The following is a 15,854-nucleotide window of genomic DNA, read 5'->3' as shown; positions in this document are numbered from 1 at the left end:
TGAAATTATAATAGTTTGCAAAAATACAATCTTAATTGAAAAGCAGGATTAAATTAGAAAAATATCGCTACTCAATTTATCTGCAATTAATTTTCCGGAATCAGTCAGTATTAAAAAACCATTTTCTTCCTGAGCCCAGTTCTTTTCTTTCCATTCATCGATTTCTTTTTGAGGAAAATGTTGATGAAGGTCTTGAAATGCCTTTTTTACATAGTATAAATCGATGCCCCACATGGTTCTTAAGCGGGTCATGATGTATTCGTTTATCTTGTTTTCTGGGCTTAATTGCTCTAATTCAAAGTACTTTTCTCCTTCTTCTATACGGCTGATATAGGTTTTATTATTGGCTACATTCCATTGACGACTATGGCCATTATAGCTATGGGCGGATGGACCTATTCCCAAATATTCCTCCTGATTCCAATAACTTGAATTGTGTTTTGAATAGTGTTTGTTTTTGGCAAAATTAGACACTTCGTATGCTTCATATCCGGCTGACCTCAGCATTTGATGGCTTAATTCAAAATGCGCTGCCATGAGGTTATCGGGAGTTTCCAGTAAAAGACCTTTTTGTTTTTGTTTACCAAAGACGGTTCTAGGCTCTATCGTTAAACTATAAGCGGAAATATGATCAACGCCTAAAGAGATAGCTTGTTGAATATCATGGGCTGTTTCTTGCAGAGTATGGCCGCTAATTCCATAAATAATATCGATACTGATATTATTCAAACCTAAATCTTGGGCTCTTTTAATGGCATTTTTGGAATCTAGGCTGCTATGGTTGCGATGTAAATGGCGTAGACTTTCATCCTTAAATGTTTGTATTCCCACACTCAGTCGATTGATGCCTATTCGTTGAAGCACCTCGATATAATCCTTGCTTAAATCTTCAGGATTGGCTTCTAGTGTTATTTCTGCATGCTTATTGACTTGATAATTTTCATTTATCTTTTCAAAAAGTCGATTCAGTTGATTTTCAGATAGGAGGGAAGGAGTTCCCCCACCTAAATAGATGGTATCAATTTCCCTTTTGCTTAAATACTCTTTTTGCAAATCTATCTCTTGAAGCATTGCCTCCACCATCGAGTCCCTTTGAGATAAGACCGTAGAAAAATGGAAGTCACAATAATGACAAGCTTGTCGACAAAATGGAATATGTAGGTAAAGGTGCAAGCGTTTTCTTAGGGTTCAAAGATTAAATAGCTCAATTGATCTGGTACAAACATTTCTTGGGCTAAAGTTTGAAGTTTATCCGAAGTGATGGCATCAATTTGTAAGAATAATTCATCTAAACTTTCGATTTTTTCACGATCTAACAGGTTTTTTGCCATCATGAGCATGAAGTTTAAATTTCCTTCCTCAGCCATGGCCAATTGTCCTTTAAGCTGCGATTTGATCTTTTGCAAGGCTGGCCCAGATAAAGCTTTTTGTTGCAACTTATCAAACTCCCGCATGATTAGTTTGATGGATTTATTGACTTGGTTGGGTTCCGTTCCAAAATAAATGGCCCAAAAACCAGAATCAATATAGGAGGTAAAGCTAGCCTCAATGGAGTAAACCAATCCATGTCTTTCACGAACTGAAACATTTAACAATGAATTCATTCCTGGCCCACCTAATAAATTGATGAGTGTAAAAAAGGCCATTCGGTTAGGGTTAGCCAAGGCGTAGGATTGTCTTCCTAAAGCCACGTGCGACTGTGTAACGCCGCGTTTGACGACCTTTCTTTCAGGAACCATTAGGCTAGGCTGAATACGTTTTAACTGTTGTTTTTTTGCCTGAATACCTCCCAAGTGTTTTTCAGCCCATTGAAATACTTTTTCATGAGGTAATTTTCCGATGGAAGAGAAAACAATCCGCGAAGTGTCCATATTTCTTTCAATGAACTGAATTAAATCTGCTTGTTGAAATCCTTGGACGGTTTGATTCGTTCCCAAAATATTCATTCCTAGAGAATGATTTGGGAATAATAATTCATCGAAATCGTCTTGAATGGCATCTTCTGGAGAGTCATAATACATGGACATCTCCTCCAAAATCACACTTCTTTCTTTTTCTAACTCCTTTTGAGGGAAGGTAGAATGGAAGGTAATGTCAGCTAATAATTCCAATGCCCTTTCGTAGTATGGGCTTAGCACAGAAGCATGAAAACAAATTTTCTCTTTTGTTGTGTAGGCATTTAATTCACCTCCGATAATCTCCAAACGATTGATAATCTGAATATTATTCTTCTTTTGAGTGCCTTTGAAAGCCATGTGTTCCCAAAAGTGGGCTATACCTTGCTCGGAATCATTTTCATCCCGACTGCCTATGTCCAACATGATGCCTACATGCGAAATTTCTGTATGTACTACTTGTCTATGAACAAGGATAATGCCATTGGAAAGCGTTCGGGTTTGAATCGAATTCATGTAGGTAATTGGATAAAAATGTCCCAAATTTAACTAATTTTATGGCCATTTCATTCATTTTTTTCTATGTTGGAGCATTCCAAAATTCTATTGATTCAAACAGCTTTTTTAGGAGATGCGGTACTAGCGACAGCCTTGTTAGAAAAGATTCGTTTAGAATCACCGGAAACGGAAATTCATTTGCTGGTAAGAAAGGGGAATGAAAGTTTATTCAAAGCCTATCCTTATACCAATCTCAGTCGGGTTTGGACCTATGATAAATCCAAAAAATGGTCCTCTTGGTTGGAGCTAAGGCATGATTTAAAGGCTGAGCATTTTGATGCCGTTTATGTCATTCAGCGATTTTTTGGCATGGGATTACTTAGTCTCAGTATTGGGGCTAAGCGTGTGGTTGGATTTGATAAAAACCCCTTATCCTTTTTATTTACTGAAAAAGTTGTACATGAATGGGGTTCGGGCGTTCATGAAGTGGAAAGAAATACGGCTTTAGTAAAATCTTGGTTAGGAGAAAAGGTGTACAAGCCCTGCTTAAAGGCACCTGGATTTGCTTTAGGTCCCGAATTGAAGGAAAAAGAATATATCTGTATTTCTCCGGGCAGCGTTTGGGAAACGAAACGTTTACCTATTCGCATTTGGATTGAGTTTATTCAGCTTTTGCCTGAAAATCAGGTAGTTGTATTAATGGGTTCTCCCAATGAAATAGACTTGTCCAATCAAATTGCAGAAGCGTTTAAAGCCACGAATCGACTGGTTTTAAATGAAACGGGCCTCCATCCTTTGTTGGCTTCTGCCTATATTTTTCAACAAAGTAAAATGAGCTTTGTGAATGATTCAGGCCCTATGCATATTTGTTCAGCTGAAAATGTACCAACCGTGGCGGTGTATTGTTCTACAATTCCGTCTTTTGGTTTTGGGCCTTTGGCAGACTGGAATCGTATTATTGAAACGCCACAAGTTTTAAATTGCCGTCCATGTGGAGATCATGGTAAAAAGCATTGTCCATTAGGCCATTATGCCTGCGGGGAAAGCATTCAAGCCGAATCCATTTATCAGGCTTATCAGGATTTTTTAAGCGCGGGAAGCAAGTAAGTATAAAACAGCCATCCGTACTGCTACACCGTTTTCTACTTGATCTAATATGATGGAATGAGGAGAATCAGCTGCATCTGAACTTAATTCCACGCCTCGATTGATAGGACCAGGGTGCATCAAGACAATTTCCTTGGGTAGTTCATCCAGCATTTTTCGAGTAATTCCAAAGAATTGGGCGTATTCTCGCAGAGAAGGGAAATATTTGATTTGTTGGCGCTCTAGTTGAATTCTCAAGACATTGGCAGCATCGCACCATTGTAAAGTATCTTTGACATCGTGAGAAACTTCTACACCAAGGCTTTGAATATGCTTAGGAATTAAGGTACTAGGGCCACAAAGTCGGACCTGAGCACCTTGTTTTTTCAAGGCATATATATTGGAAAGCGCAACACGGGAATGTAAAATATCTCCAACGATGGCTATTTTTTTGCCTGCTAAATCACCCAGTTTTTCTCGGAGAGAAAAAGTGTCTAATAAGGCTTGCGTAGGGTGTTCGTGGGTTCCATCCCCTGCATTGATGATATTTGCTTTAATGTGCTTAGATAAATAGTGGGGAGCACCAGGGCTGGCATGGCGCATAACGATCATATCTACCTTCATAGCTAGAATGTTGTTCACTGTATCTAGCAAGGTTTCCCCTTTTTTGACCGAACTTCCTGAGGCAGAAAAGTTAATGGTGTCGGCAGAAAGTCTTTTCTCTGCTAATTCAAAGGATAAACGAGTACGCGTTGAATTCTCGAAAAATACATTGGCAATGGTCACATCACGTAAAGAAGGCACCTTTTTAATAGGTCTGTTGAGAACCTCTTTAAATTCTTTGGCCGTTTTTACTATCAGGTCAATGGATTCAGCATCCAGGTCTTTTATTCCTAATAAATGTGGCGATTTCAACATATTTATTTCATCATGGATGAGTGATTAACCAAATTTTGTCTGCATCATGGCCTTGTTCAGTCCATTCTACGAGTACCTTTTCGGTCGAAAGTGTATTGACACTTTTACCAATATAGTCAGCATTAATAGGGAGATCTCGGTTATAAATCCGATCTATTAATACACATAATTCTACTTTAGCTGGTCTGCCAAATGCTGTCATGGCATCCAAGGCTGCCCGAACCATACGTCCAGTAGCTAGCACGTCATCCACTAAAATAACCCGCTTATTTTCAATGATAAAGGGAATATGGGTGCTATTGGGAGAAACAGGATCTCTTCTTCTAAAGTCATCTCGATAGAAAGTGGCATCCAGCTGACCAATTTGAGGAGCTTCGGCAAGGTGTTTACTTAATTCTTTTGCAATTCTTTCTGCAAAATAAATTCCTCTAGGCTGAAGGCCTAAAATGACGGTTTCTATACCTTCTATTTGATTTTCAATGAGCTCTTGGCATAACCTAGATATGGTTATTTCCAATAAGGGGCTTGATAAAATCAGCTTGTGAGTCATTGGTACAAAGGTAATATTTTTAGCTAATCTATTTTAGAAGATTCGCTCAGCAGCATTAAAATCTGGTAAAATTTGATCTTTATCTGAAACAATGGGTTGATCAACACCCCAGTCAATGCTGAGGGTAGGGTCATTCCAACGTATCCCAGATTCCGCTTCTTTATTCCAAAAATCAGTGCATTTATAAACAAAAATGGTTTCTTCTAGTGCTACAAATCCATGAGCAAACCCAACAGGTACATAAAGCATATTCCCCTTGTCTGCCTCTAAAATAAACTTCTCGTGTTGACCAAAGGTAGGAGAATCATGCCTCAAATCGACAATGACATCCATGACCTTACCGGTCATACAGCGAACCAATTTCCCTTGTCCATGCGGATTCTTTTGAAAATGTAAACCTCTCAGTACTCCCGGAGTAGAAAAGGAGTAATTATCTTGAACGAAATTTTCCGAAATGCCACTGGCAGCAAATAATTTTTGGTTGTAAGACTCGTAAAAGTGGCCTCTAGCATCAAAAAACTTAGTTGGGATACATTCAATTACTCCTAGGAGCTGGTGTTTAATAAATTGCATAAATTCGAGATCGTGATTGCTTTCCTCTTTTTTTGATATTGCTTGGAAAGAACTTAATTTGCGCCAAAATTATTCATATTTCGGCATTTAAACAATGTCCTTTCCCAATCTCTATGAATTCATCTGCATTAGTCAAACAAATAGAACAAAAACGGTCATTTTTATGTGTTGGCTTGGATTCTGACCTTAGTCTGATTCCAAGTAAATTTAGGCAGGAGAAAGATCCGATTTTTGCATTTAATCAAGCCGTCATAGATGCGACGCATGCCTATGCCGTAGCCTATAAGCCCAATATCGCTTTTTATGAGGCTATGGGACCACGAGGTTGGGAGAGTTTGCAAAAAACGATGGAATATATTCCCAAGGATATTTTTACCATAGCGGATGCGAAAAGGGGTGATATTGGAAATACAGCCTTGAAATACGCTCAAACTTTTTTTGATCCGGCAAGCAGTGGTTTGGAATTTGACTCCATCACGGTGGCTCCTTACATGGGTAGAGATTCGGTGGAGCCTTTTTTGACTTACCGAGATAAATGGGTGATTCTTTTGGCGCTAACTTCCAATGTGGGAAGTCATGATTTTCAAATGACTAAATCGGAAGATTATATGCCTTTGTTTGAAAGAGTCATGCGTACCGCCATGACATGGGGTTCCCCAGAGCACTTGATGTTTGTGATTGGTGCTACTCGTTCAGATTTTTTACAAAAGGCCCGCGAAATTGCTCCCGATAATTTCTTTTTGGTACCTGGTGTGGGAGCACAAGGAGGAAGTTTAGAGGATGTGGCAAAGTATGCCATGAATTCTCAAGTGGGCTTATTAGTGAACTCCTCTCGTGGCATTATTTACGCAGGTGAAGATACAGCGGTATCTGCAGCGCGCGAGGCCAAGAAAATTCAAGAAGAAATGGATCGGTATTTGGATGAATATCGGAGGTAAAAAATTAGTGATTAGTGATTAGTTATTAGTGATTAGAGTATAGTGATAAGGTATTTTTATTACTTATAAATTTTGGATTCTTTTTGGATGATAATGCATCATTCAACATTTACATAATCGCATTAAAACATGGAACTAAGTATATCTACTCCCGCCTTATTGTTTTCGACTGTTTCCTTATTGATGATCGCCTTTACGAATCGTTTCATGTCGATGGCTTCTTTGATCCGTGATTTACACGTGAAATTTCAAAAGAATCCGGAAGATGCCATTTTCAAACAAATTGAGAACTTAAGGCTACGCATGAAATTGATTCAATCCATGCAAATCATTGCCATTTTCAGTTTGTTATTAAGCGTCATGTGTATGTTTCTTCTTTTCATGAATGAAGAAATCATCGCTCGGTGGTTTTTCGGGATTGGACTTATTGGAATGAGTTTAGCCTTGAGTTTAAGTGCTTGGGAGATCATTATTTCGACCAAAGCATTGGAAGTGGAATTATCTGATATGGAGGATATCATCGCCAAACGAAAGTAATCCAAGTTTATTTTTATTTTTTATTTGAATAGTTAAAAATATTTTTTGGAGCTATTTTAAGTATTGAATATTAATACTATTTTTGTGTACAATTTCAATGTAAAACAAGATGAAATTGTATTGAAACAGAATCAACTATTAAAAATACTACTTAGGCGGATTGAATAAAGGCTCGGAATTTTTCTGAGTCTTTATTGTTTTTAGGCCTTTAGTATCAATGCAGCCATAGGAGGGAGGTTCAAGGAAATAGAGAATGCCTTTCCTTGCCAATTTATCTCTTCGGTCATCACGGCTCCAGAAATTGGATAATCACTTCCTCCAAATTCTTTTTTGTCGGAATTAAATATGACTTTCCAAATACCAGGTAATGGAACACCAATTCGATAATTTTCTCTAGGAGCTGGGGTTAGATTTAAAATGACAATGACCTGTTGTTTAGCTATTTCGCCTTTACGTAGGTAACTAATGACCGAGTTTCCTTGATCATTGGATTCAATCCATTCAAATCCTTCGTGCGAGAATTGTTTGCTAAATAAAGCAGCTTCTTCTTGGTATAAATGGTTGAGGGCTTTAACGGTCGACTGTATTCCTTTGTGGTAAAAATTATCTAATTCATGCCAATCGAGGGATTGATTGTGATTCCATTCCTCTTTTTGGCCAAATTCTCCGCCCATAAATAATAATTTACTTCCTGGGTGAGTGAATTGCTCACTTAGTAAAACCCTTAGGTTGGCAAATTTTTGCCATTCATCTCCAGGCATTTTATTCAGTAAGGAATTTTTGCCATACACTACCTCATCATGAGATAGGGGTAGGCAAAAGTTCTCGGTGAAGGCATAAATGAGTGAAAATGTTAAATCATTTAAGTGGTATTTACGGTGAATGGGGTCCTTGTGAAAGAAGTTTAAGGTGTCATTCATCCAACCCATCATCCATTTTTGCCCAAAGCCTAAACCACCCTGAAATACGGGTTTAGTTACACCGGGGAAGCTGGTTGACTCTTCTGCAATCATCTGAATATCAGGGAATTCACCATACATGTGAACATTTAGTTCTTGTAGGAATGAAATGGCCTCAAGGTTATGATTTCCTCCATAAATATTAGCTTCCCATTCTCCATCATTTCTGGAATAATCCAAATAGAGCATAGAAGCAACAGCATCTACGCGTAGGCCATCGATGTGATAACGATCAAGCCAAAATGCGGCATTGGACATCAAGAAGCTTCGGACTTCATTTTTGCCGTAATCAAATATATAGGATTGCCAATCAGGGTGGAATCCACGTTTAGGATCAGGATGTTCATAGAGGCAGCCACCATCAAAATTTCGAAGTCCGTGGGCATCTCCAGGGAAATGGGAAGGTACCCAATCTAAGATGACACCAATACCTTCTTGGTGGAACCTTTCTACCAAGGTCATGAAACCTTGAGGATCGCCGAATCGGGAGGAAGGAGCGAAGTAGCCCGTAATCTGATATCCCCAAGACGGGGCATATGGGTGCTCCATTATAGGCATGAACTCTACATGCGTGAAGCCCATGTCTTTGACATATTGGACTAATTTATCACTCAGGTCAGCATAGCTCAAGTAATCATTTTCTAAGGTTTTTTGCCAAGAACCTAGGTGTACCTCGTATATGGACATGGGGGCATTTAAGGAGTTTTTATGACTTCTTTCTTGCATCCAGGTCTGATCTTTCCATTCTTTATAGGTATTCCAAACGATACTGGCTGTTTTGGGAGGAGTTTCGCAGAATAGGCCCATGGGGTCTAATTTTTCTAAAATCTCTCCTGTTTTGCTTTTAATCCAGTATTTATAGGTTTCACCGGTTTTGACATTGGGGATAAATCCTTCCCAGATTCCTGAGGAATCCCAGCGAGGATAGAGCCCGTGGGCGCTAGAATCCCAGAAATTGAAATTACCTACTACGAATACGGATTCGGCATTAGGTGCCCATACGGAAAAATAGGTACCAATTTCACCATCTAGCTCAATTTCAAATGCACCTAATTTCTCATATAAACGGGTGTGTTTCCCATTCAAAAATAGGGCAATATCAAAATCGCTAAAAAAAGAATGTGGTTTAACTATGGCCATAAGAGCGTGTGTTTCAATGTAAAGGCTAAAATAATAAAATTAAATTGATTAAAACTCAGTTTTTTTTTGCGCACAGTATTTGAATTTTTAAAGGAAACTCCTACCTTTGTGCCACCAAAATGACAATTGGTCCGTTCGTCTAGGGGTTAGGACACGTCCCTTTCACGGATGAAACACGGGTTCGATTCCCGTACGGACTACTTCGGTAGACAAATTGACCCTGTGAATGTATAATTTACAGGGTTTTTTGTTTCTAGGCCAAATTCCACCAATTCTTATTTCTTGTTTTCTGATTAGATGATTCAATGCTTTTCGTGCTTTTAATGCTATTGCAATCGGCCTGATTGATTACCTACTGGCCCCTAACTTGGCCCAGAATAATTCGATGATTTTTGTATTTTCCCTTGTTTAGCAGAAAATATTCTAATCTTTCAACCATGTTATGATTGAATTATAAATTTCAATCATTTTAAAGAAAGGTATATAATAGATATCATTCCCTAGTTAAACTTTACTAATTGGGAATTTTTTGTACAAATTCACAATCTAGCTTTTCTTCTATATTTTACTTGAAAGTATATTCAAATTGTCACGTTAAATAAATTTATAAAAAGTCTCTCCAACTTTTCATCAAGTATTTGCGGATAAATTTATATGTTTGTGTATCTCCGTGTCACCCATCATACTATTTATACGATTGTAAATATTATTGGTCAGCATGAATTCTTGGTCACCGGTAGATTATTTGTTTTACCTGAGTTTTGTATTTTTTGCATTTGGTGTATCCCTATTTTTCAAGAAGGGGCTCATTGCCACAAAATTTTTGGGTATTCAATTTCTTGGATTAGCCTATCAGCTTTTTGCGGGATATTTTATTCAACCTAGTCATATATATGACTATCCCCATTTTTTCAGAACAGTTTCTCCATTTTTCTATTTACTAGGCCCATTGGCTTACCTTTTTCAGCATTTTTTGCTATACCCTGAGCGAAAATTTAAGCTTATTTTTCTACTGCATTTTTTGCCCTTTTTTCTTCATATAGTTGAATATATTCCTTTTTATTTACTTCCTGCTGAGGTAAAATTGGAGGAAGTCAATCATGTATTTAGTCAAAATACTTTTTATAATACCGAGTCCCAATACGGCTGGATTTCCATGAGGGACCATTTGTTTATAAAAACCATTTATTATTTGGCTTACATACTATGGACGCTCTATGAATTGTATAAATTTTATAAAACGACATCTAAATCCTTCCTTCGGAAAAATTCATTGATAGTCTACTGGTTAACGGGTGATATGATCATAAAATTTATTGTCATCATTTTGCATTGTTTCAATTTGATTTTTGCCCAGAAAAAGCATTTAGAGCTTACTTGGATGGATTATATTTTCATTTTGGAATATTTCACGATGATGGTCTTTATGTTATTCAATCCAAGGTTATTAAAAGGACCTACGTTGAAAGGATTAGTATTTCAACATTCCGCGGGTTTTAATGGCAAAGAGATCATCGAATTATCCAAGCAAGAAAAGGCTCATCAAAAATCATCTCGGGATAAATCCGTCATGTTTACCTTAAATCGTTATTTTGAAACGGAACAGCTTTTTCTCCGTCCTGATATCACCTTAGCTGAGGTTAGTCGCTCTTTGAAAATTAAGCCTCGTATCATACGCATGGCCCTTCAAATGGAAATGAATTTATCATTTTCAGATTACATCAATACCTGGCGCATTCAGTTTGCTGAGGAGCAGTGTCGGGAAAATCCGAAATGGAAAAATTATAAATTAGAAGTGATAGCCATGGAATCTGGCTTTGGAACCCGTCAAAGCTTTAATTCGGCCGTGAAAAAAATTAAAGGGGTCTCCCCAGGCAAATATTTTGAAAACATCATCCAAGATTCTACTAAATAGGTTCATTATTTTTCCTCTTTCCAATTAATACGTTCTACTTATAAAACCTATACATTCATGGCACCTATAGATTACCTGTTTTATCTGTGCTTTGTTTTTTTTGCCTTTGGAGGCTCTTTTTTCTTTAAAAAAGGCATTGTTGCTACTAAGTTTTTAGGTTTATTGTTTATTGGCCTTGGCTATCAGACCTTTGCGGGATATTATATACGACCAGAATATATATATGAAAATCCCCATTTTTTCAGGACGGTATCACCTTTGATACTCACCATGGGGCCTTTATATTTTTTATTTCAACAATTTTTACTTTATCCAGAGAGAAAAGTTAAGCCCATTCATTTCTTACATTTTTTACCTTTTGCCCTTCATGTCATAGAATATATCCCTTTTTATATTTTGCCGGCAGAACTTAAGATTCTTGAAATAAAGGAAATGATTTCAGAAAATACGTTTTATACTATCCATTCGAAGTATGGCTGGATTACCATGAAAAATCATTTATATGTGCGTTTCTTTTTGTTTATTTTTTACAGCTGTTGGGGCCTTTATGAATTAATAAAATATTATCTATCCGCTTCGAAAACCTTTATTAAAAACAATCTTTTGATTGTCTATTGGTTGTTTTTCAATATGTTTTTAAAATTCGTGGTGGTGGGTTTAATTGTGTATAATTTTATTTATCCTGAAGAGAATAGAATTTATTTACCTTGGAAAGATTTCTTCTACTTAGTGGAATATGTGCTGATGATGCTGTTTATGTTGTTTAATCCTAGGTTGCTACATGGGCCAAGCTTGAGAGGTTTAATTTGGCAACAAGCCAATACTAGGATGGACAGTTCGGAAGTATTTACCCTTCCAAAAGACCATAGCATTAAAATTATTTCTGAAAATGATCGAGAAAAAGCACTTTCAGATAGCTTGAATCGATATTTTGAAACTGAGCGTATTTTTCTAAACCCTAATTTAACTTTGAATGAGGTGGCCAAGAAGTTAAAAGTTAAGCCCCGTATGATTCGTATTGCTTTGCAAACAGTAATGAATTTGTCATTCACTGATTATGTCAACACTTGGCGAATTCAATTTGCTGAAGAACAATGTCGCGAGAATCCTAAATGGAAAAATTATAAGTTAGAAATTGTGGCCTTGGAATCTGGCTTTGGAACCCGACAAAGTTTTAATTCGGCGGTCAAGAAAATTAAAGGGGTATCGCCGGGAAAATATTTTTCTGAATTTTTGTATTAGTTTCATCCTTACTAAGGAGTGTGTTCATACTCCTAGTTTCTACATTTTAACATAAATAAGTCAGTATGGGGTTATTTTCAGCTATTTTGGGTAATGCGGGTACTGTTTCGCAGGATCAATTGCAAAAAGATTTTGCCAAAATTTTAATTGATGGTGAGGTCATTGAAATCGGATTTAAATTATTGCGTGACACCTTTATTTTCACCAATAAACGCTTAATTCTAATTGATAAGCAGGGTTTAACTGGATCAAAAACGGAATATAAATCCATCAATTATAAGTCTATTTCTCGCTTTAGTGTGGAAACGGCTGGGACATTTGAATTAGATGCCGAATTGAAAATTTGGATATCAGGAGAGGCCAACCCAAGTATTATCAAGCAATTCAATAAGTCCGTGGATGTGTATGAGGTTCAAAAAGTTTTGGCATTTCATGTGCTAAAATAAAAACCATATAAAAAAGCATGGCCTTGGGAGCCATGCTTTTCTTGTTGAAAATCTGATGATTATAATTTCCAGCCAGCGCGATATTCGCGTTTTACGAATTGATTAGCATCCTCGAAATTGGTGATTTTCATGTTTTGTCCATCCCAAAGTAGCTTTTTACGGCCTGGATATGTGAATCGATTCGCTTGGCCTTGGATAGGCGTGCGAAGCGTATAACTACGAATGGCTAGGTTACCCATTAATACGGTTTCAGACAAAGGACCTGCATAGTCAAAAGATGAACTCAATTCCTTATGTTCCTTGGAGTTAAAGCCTGCCTTACAAGCTTCCGCCCACATAGCCTGGTGCCCATATTCTTTTAAGTTATTAGGTTCTTGCTTAGGCATCTCAATCTTATCGCCATTATTCAAGTAAATGCGTGGCTCTAAACCATAGGTAGCATGAGTTAATACCCCTTTGCTACCAATCATGATCACCCCATTGCTATTATCAGCTGTACCTATTGGATCATCTGCTGGAATGAGGTCTGGGTGGAATCCACGTAAACCTCCGTCAGTCCAGTTCATGGTTACGGCCGACTTATTCTTTTTCGAAGCAGGGAATTTCAATTGGATGGAAGCTGACGGTGGACAACCCTCAGGGATGTATTCAGGTTGGTTTCCGCTGATAAATACGGAACCGATACTGGCTTCTACCTCGGTAGGGTAACCCAGTCCTAAGGCTCTAAATGGCCCATCAATTAAATGGCATCCCATATCACCCAAGGCACCTGTACCAAAATTCCACCAACCTCTCCATTTAAATGGATGGTAGGCTGGATTATAGTCGATTAATGAAGCAGGCCCTAACCATACATCCCAGTCTATGTCGGCAGGCTTAGCATGCTGACCTGTTGGTACAGGTATTCCTTGAGGCCAAATGGGACGATTCGTCCAGATGTTTACCGTATGAACTTTCCCTATCAATCCTTGATCAATCCATTTGACAATTTGTTGGGTACCTGGGCTTGAGGCACCTTGATTTCCCATTTGCGAAACAACTTGGTATTTTCTGGCCGCTTCCGTCATGGTTCGTGCCTCAAAAATATTGTGTGACATGGGTTTTTGAACGTAAACGTGCTTGCCCAATTGCATGGCAGCCATGGCAATGGCCGCATGGTTATGATCGGGTGTAGAAATGGTTACGGCATCTATGCCTTTTTCTTTTTCTAGCATGACACGCCAATCTTGATATTGCCCCGCTTTGGCATATTTCTCAAATAAAGGCTTGGCTCTGGTCAAGTCAACATCACAAAGTGCTCCAATGTTATTGACACCCTCATTGAAGGCGTTATTGACATCGGAAAGGCCTTTTCCATTGATACCAACGCCTGCAATGTTTAGCTTATCACTCGGTGCTCGATACCCTTTTCCCAACACATGACGTGGAACGATGTAAAAGCTACCAGCTGCCAGTGCGCTTTTACCTAAAAAACTTCTTCTTGAAATGCTCATTGGATATAAATTTTAATGGATGGAGATGAACGGTTAAAATGATTTGTCTTTAAATACATAAGCCAATATAAGTTAAAATAGAATAATTTCTATCTGTTTTTGGATTATTTAGGCAAATTACTCAAGCCTATTATTTCAATTTCAATTACTGCCTTGGGTCAGGATAGTCTCTCGGCTAAAAATCCCTAATTTGGCATTTATTTTATTGTGGTTTATTCCTTTATTTTTCGTTTTTGTGAAAAGAAGTCTTGTTATTTTCCTTTTGTTTCTGGGACTAAATATACCTCAGCTTTTGGCACAAAATATTGCCAGGATGCGCCAGGATGATAACTTTTCCTATTTAAAGTTAGATACTAATCGATTTAAAAGTTGGGATGAATCCTTGAAATATATTCCCTTTATTCTTAAAAGTACGATTAGTTTTGGTGGAGAATGGAGGGAGCAATACCAATCTTACCATCAGGTGAATTTTGGGGATGTACCAGATAATTTTATCACAGAAGATCCGCATCAAATCATGCATCGGGTGTTGCTTCATGCCAATTGGGAAATAAGTCCTCGATTCCGAGTTTTTGCTCAATTGAACAATACCCTACGGTTTTTAAATGAAAATCCAATCACCTCTACATTAGACAAAAATGCCTTATCTCTTCATCAGGCATTTGTGGATTGGAAAATGAGTCCTAAACTTATTTTGCGTTTGGGAAGACAAGAGTATACTTGGGGTTTAGAGCGCTTAATGGCGCTAAAAGAGGGGCCTAATACGCGTCAGCCTTTTTATGGAGCTACGCTCAAGTGGCATCAAGGCAATCAGAAAATTGATGCTTTCATAGCCAATCCAATTAGGCAAAATAAGGGAGTTTTTGATGATGTGCGTTCCACAGAAGTGCTTTCAGGTACTGTTTGGAATCACACATTTTCTTCCAAAACCGATTTTTTTGATGCCTATTATTTCTTTTTGGAAAGCTCTTTGAGAGAATATTACCTAAAGAAAGGATTGGAAGCTAGAAATACCTTGGGGACTCGCTGGTACTGTGAAACGAAGACATTTAATTATGATGTAGAGGTGGCAGGTCAGTGGGGGCATTTTAACGATTTAACGATTCGGGCATTTCTGTTTGTGTATGATTTTAATTATGAGTTGAAACGTCATTTTTTTGTAGGATTTAGTGGAAATTGGGTTCCTGGTGATGTGTCTAATCATGATCAGCAACTCAATACTTTTAATACCTTGTATTCTCGTCCGCCGTTTGGACAAACGGTTTCTTTGAATATTACCAATACGCTTAATCTAAGCCCATATATCCGGTATAGTGATAATCATAAGTGGCTGACAACGCTCAGGGCTTCCTTTGTGCAAAGAGCCAGTTTACGGGATGGTATTTTTACGCCTAATATGTCGGCTTTGTTACCAGTTATGGGTCGTCAACTTGATAGTAATGCCAGTGGAGTTGCAGATATTTTTGCTTTAGAAACCAATTATTTTGCCAATAAACATTTGGCATTTCAATTTGAATTGGGTTATTGTGCAGCAGGTGCTTACTTAAAGGAGAGTGGTCCGGGTAAGGACGTTCAATATTTAGCTGCTCGGGCGGCGTATAAGTTTTAATGCCGTTGGCTTTGAGAAACGCTGTTCGACATGTATAATCGTTGGCTTCGAGAGC

General features: G+C 37.9%; 14 protein-coding genes and 1 tRNA gene. 8 read left to right on the top strand and 7 right to left on the bottom strand.

Annotation, left to right across the window (positions count from 1 at the left end; genetic code table 11):
- Positions 1 to 48 precede the first annotated feature (48 nt).
- Together hemW and ACST15_RS02505 are read right to left on the bottom strand one after the other, a co-directional pair.
- Positions 49 to 1,173, bottom strand: a complete 1,125-nt coding sequence (hemW, locus tag ACST15_RS02510) for a radical SAM family heme chaperone HemW (protein ID WP_459453069.1) — start codon at positions 1,171 to 1,173, stop codon at positions 49 to 51.
- 8 nt (positions 1,174 to 1,181) lie between these two features.
- Positions 1,182 to 2,411: a M16 family metallopeptidase gene (locus ACST15_RS02505; RefSeq protein WP_459453068.1), complete on the bottom strand. Its 1,230-nt coding sequence runs from the start codon at positions 2,409 to 2,411 to the stop codon at positions 1,182 to 1,184.
- A 66-nt stretch (positions 2,412 to 2,477) separates the two neighbouring features.
- On the opposite strand from ACST15_RS02505, the gene ACST15_RS02500 reads away from it, so the two are divergent.
- Complete coding sequence (locus ACST15_RS02500; protein ID WP_459453067.1) at positions 2,478 to 3,500, top strand: glycosyltransferase family 9 protein; 1,023 nt, start codon at positions 2,478 to 2,480, stop codon at positions 3,498 to 3,500.
- Here ACST15_RS02500 and ACST15_RS02495 read toward each other — a convergent pair.
- The 3 genes from ACST15_RS02495 to rfbC are packed head-to-tail and all read right to left on the bottom strand — an operon-like array spanning position 3,480 to position 5,520.
- On the bottom strand, positions 3,480 to 4,397 hold the full coding sequence (locus tag ACST15_RS02495; RefSeq protein WP_459453066.1) for an aspartate carbamoyltransferase catalytic subunit: 918 nt from the start codon (positions 4,395 to 4,397) through the stop codon (positions 3,480 to 3,482). The two genes, ACST15_RS02500 and ACST15_RS02495, sit on opposite strands and share 21 nt — an antisense overlap.
- Before the next feature lie 10 nt (positions 4,398 to 4,407).
- Positions 4,408 to 4,947, bottom strand: coding sequence for a bifunctional pyr operon transcriptional regulator/uracil phosphoribosyltransferase PyrR (gene pyrR / locus ACST15_RS02490; protein WP_459453065.1), 540 nt, complete (start codon positions 4,945 to 4,947; stop codon positions 4,408 to 4,410).
- A 33-nt stretch (positions 4,948 to 4,980) separates the two neighbouring features.
- Entirely contained in the window at positions 4,981 to 5,520 is a 540-nt protein-coding gene (gene rfbC, locus ACST15_RS02485) for a dTDP-4-dehydrorhamnose 3,5-epimerase (protein WP_459453064.1), read from the bottom strand.
- Positions 5,521 to 5,633: 113 nt separating this feature from the next.
- On the opposite strand from rfbC, the gene pyrF reads away from it, so the two are divergent.
- Both pyrF and ACST15_RS02475 read left to right on the top strand, forming a co-directional pair.
- Complete coding sequence (pyrF, locus tag ACST15_RS02480; RefSeq protein WP_459453063.1) at positions 5,634 to 6,458, top strand: orotidine-5'-phosphate decarboxylase; 825 nt, start codon at positions 5,634 to 5,636, stop codon at positions 6,456 to 6,458.
- 129 nt (positions 6,459 to 6,587) lie between these two features.
- The gene (locus tag ACST15_RS02475; protein ID WP_459453062.1) at positions 6,588 to 6,995 is read left to right on the top strand and encodes a DUF2721 domain-containing protein; all 408 of its coding nucleotides are present in this window, start codon (positions 6,588 to 6,590) and stop codon (positions 6,993 to 6,995) included.
- A 200-nt stretch (positions 6,996 to 7,195) separates the two neighbouring features.
- Here ACST15_RS02475 and glgB read toward each other — a convergent pair whose 3' ends face one another.
- Positions 7,196 to 9,094: a 1,4-alpha-glucan branching protein GlgB gene (glgB, locus tag ACST15_RS02470; RefSeq protein ID WP_459453061.1), complete on the bottom strand. Its 1,899-nt coding sequence runs from the start codon at positions 9,092 to 9,094 to the stop codon at positions 7,196 to 7,198.
- Between the two features lie 128 nt (positions 9,095 to 9,222).
- Here glgB and ACST15_RS02465 point away from each other — a divergent pair.
- The 4 genes from ACST15_RS02465 to ACST15_RS02450 all read left to right on the top strand — a co-directional run bounded on the left by ACST15_RS02465 (position 9,223) and on the right by ACST15_RS02450 (position 12,697).
- A tRNA-Glu gene (locus ACST15_RS02465) sits at positions 9,223 to 9,294 on the top strand.
- A gap of 518 nt (positions 9,295 to 9,812) precedes the next feature.
- Positions 9,813 to 11,009 (top strand): helix-turn-helix domain-containing protein, encoded by a 1,197-nt coding sequence (locus ACST15_RS02460; RefSeq protein WP_459453060.1) that lies wholly within the window; start codon positions 9,813 to 9,815, stop codon positions 11,007 to 11,009.
- A 57-nt stretch (positions 11,010 to 11,066) separates the two neighbouring features.
- A complete protein-coding gene (locus tag ACST15_RS02455; RefSeq protein WP_459453059.1) occupies positions 11,067 to 12,251 on the top strand; it encodes a helix-turn-helix domain-containing protein in 1,185 nt (394 codons plus the stop codon).
- Between the two features lie 65 nt (positions 12,252 to 12,316).
- Complete coding sequence (locus ACST15_RS02450; protein ID WP_459453058.1) at positions 12,317 to 12,697, top strand: PH domain-containing protein; 381 nt, start codon at positions 12,317 to 12,319, stop codon at positions 12,695 to 12,697.
- Between the two features lie 59 nt (positions 12,698 to 12,756).
- Here ACST15_RS02450 and ACST15_RS02445 read toward each other — a convergent pair whose 3' ends face one another.
- The gene (locus ACST15_RS02445; protein ID WP_459453057.1) at positions 12,757 to 14,190 is read right to left on the bottom strand and encodes a Gfo/Idh/MocA family protein; all 1,434 of its coding nucleotides are present in this window, start codon (positions 14,188 to 14,190) and stop codon (positions 12,757 to 12,759) included.
- Positions 14,191 to 14,425: 235 nt separating this feature from the next.
- Between ACST15_RS02445 and ACST15_RS02440 the strand changes: the two genes are divergently transcribed.
- Positions 14,426 to 15,799: an alginate export family protein gene (locus tag ACST15_RS02440; protein ID WP_459453056.1), complete on the top strand. Its 1,374-nt coding sequence runs from the start codon at positions 14,426 to 14,428 to the stop codon at positions 15,797 to 15,799.
- The last annotated feature ends 55 nt before the right edge of the window (positions 15,800 to 15,854 follow it).

Source organism: Aquirufa sp. Wall-65K1 (assembly GCF_054558475.1).
Note: the sequence above shows the minus strand (reverse complement) of the source record. Positions and strands in the feature narration are given on the sequence as shown.

Bases quoted from the DNA above. Each gene is read 5' to 3' on its own strand.
- rfbC (WP_459453064.1), bottom strand. From the start codon at position 5,520: ATGCAATTTATTAAACACCAGCTCCTAGGAGTAATTGAATGTATCCCA.
- ACST15_RS02505 (WP_459453068.1), bottom strand. From the start codon at position 2,411: ATGAATTCGATTCAAACCCGAACGCTTTCCAATGGCATTATCCTTGTT.
- pyrR (WP_459453065.1), bottom strand. From the start codon at position 4,947: ATGACTCACAAGCTGATTTTATCAAGCCCCTTATTGGAAATAACCATA.
- ACST15_RS02455 (WP_459453059.1), top strand. From the start codon at position 11,067: ATGGCACCTATAGATTACCTGTTTTATCTGTGCTTTGTTTTTTTTGCC.
- ACST15_RS02495 (WP_459453066.1), bottom strand. From the start codon at position 4,397: ATGTTGAAATCGCCACATTTATTAGGAATAAAAGACCTGGATGCTGAA.
- ACST15_RS02460 (WP_459453060.1), top strand. From the start codon at position 9,813: ATGAATTCTTGGTCACCGGTAGATTATTTGTTTTACCTGAGTTTTGTA.
- glgB (WP_459453061.1), bottom strand. From the start codon at position 9,094: ATGGCCATAGTTAAACCACATTCTTTTTTTAGCGATTTTGATATTGCC.
- ACST15_RS02450 (WP_459453058.1), top strand. From the start codon at position 12,317: ATGGGGTTATTTTCAGCTATTTTGGGTAATGCGGGTACTGTTTCGCAG.
- ACST15_RS02445 (WP_459453057.1), bottom strand. From the start codon at position 14,190: ATGAGCATTTCAAGAAGAAGTTTTTTAGGTAAAAGCGCACTGGCAGCT.
- ACST15_RS02500 (WP_459453067.1), top strand. From the start codon at position 2,478: ATGTTGGAGCATTCCAAAATTCTATTGATTCAAACAGCTTTTTTAGGA.
- ACST15_RS02475 (WP_459453062.1), top strand. From the start codon at position 6,588: ATGGAACTAAGTATATCTACTCCCGCCTTATTGTTTTCGACTGTTTCC.
- pyrF (WP_459453063.1), top strand. From the start codon at position 5,634: ATGAATTCATCTGCATTAGTCAAACAAATAGAACAAAAACGGTCATTT.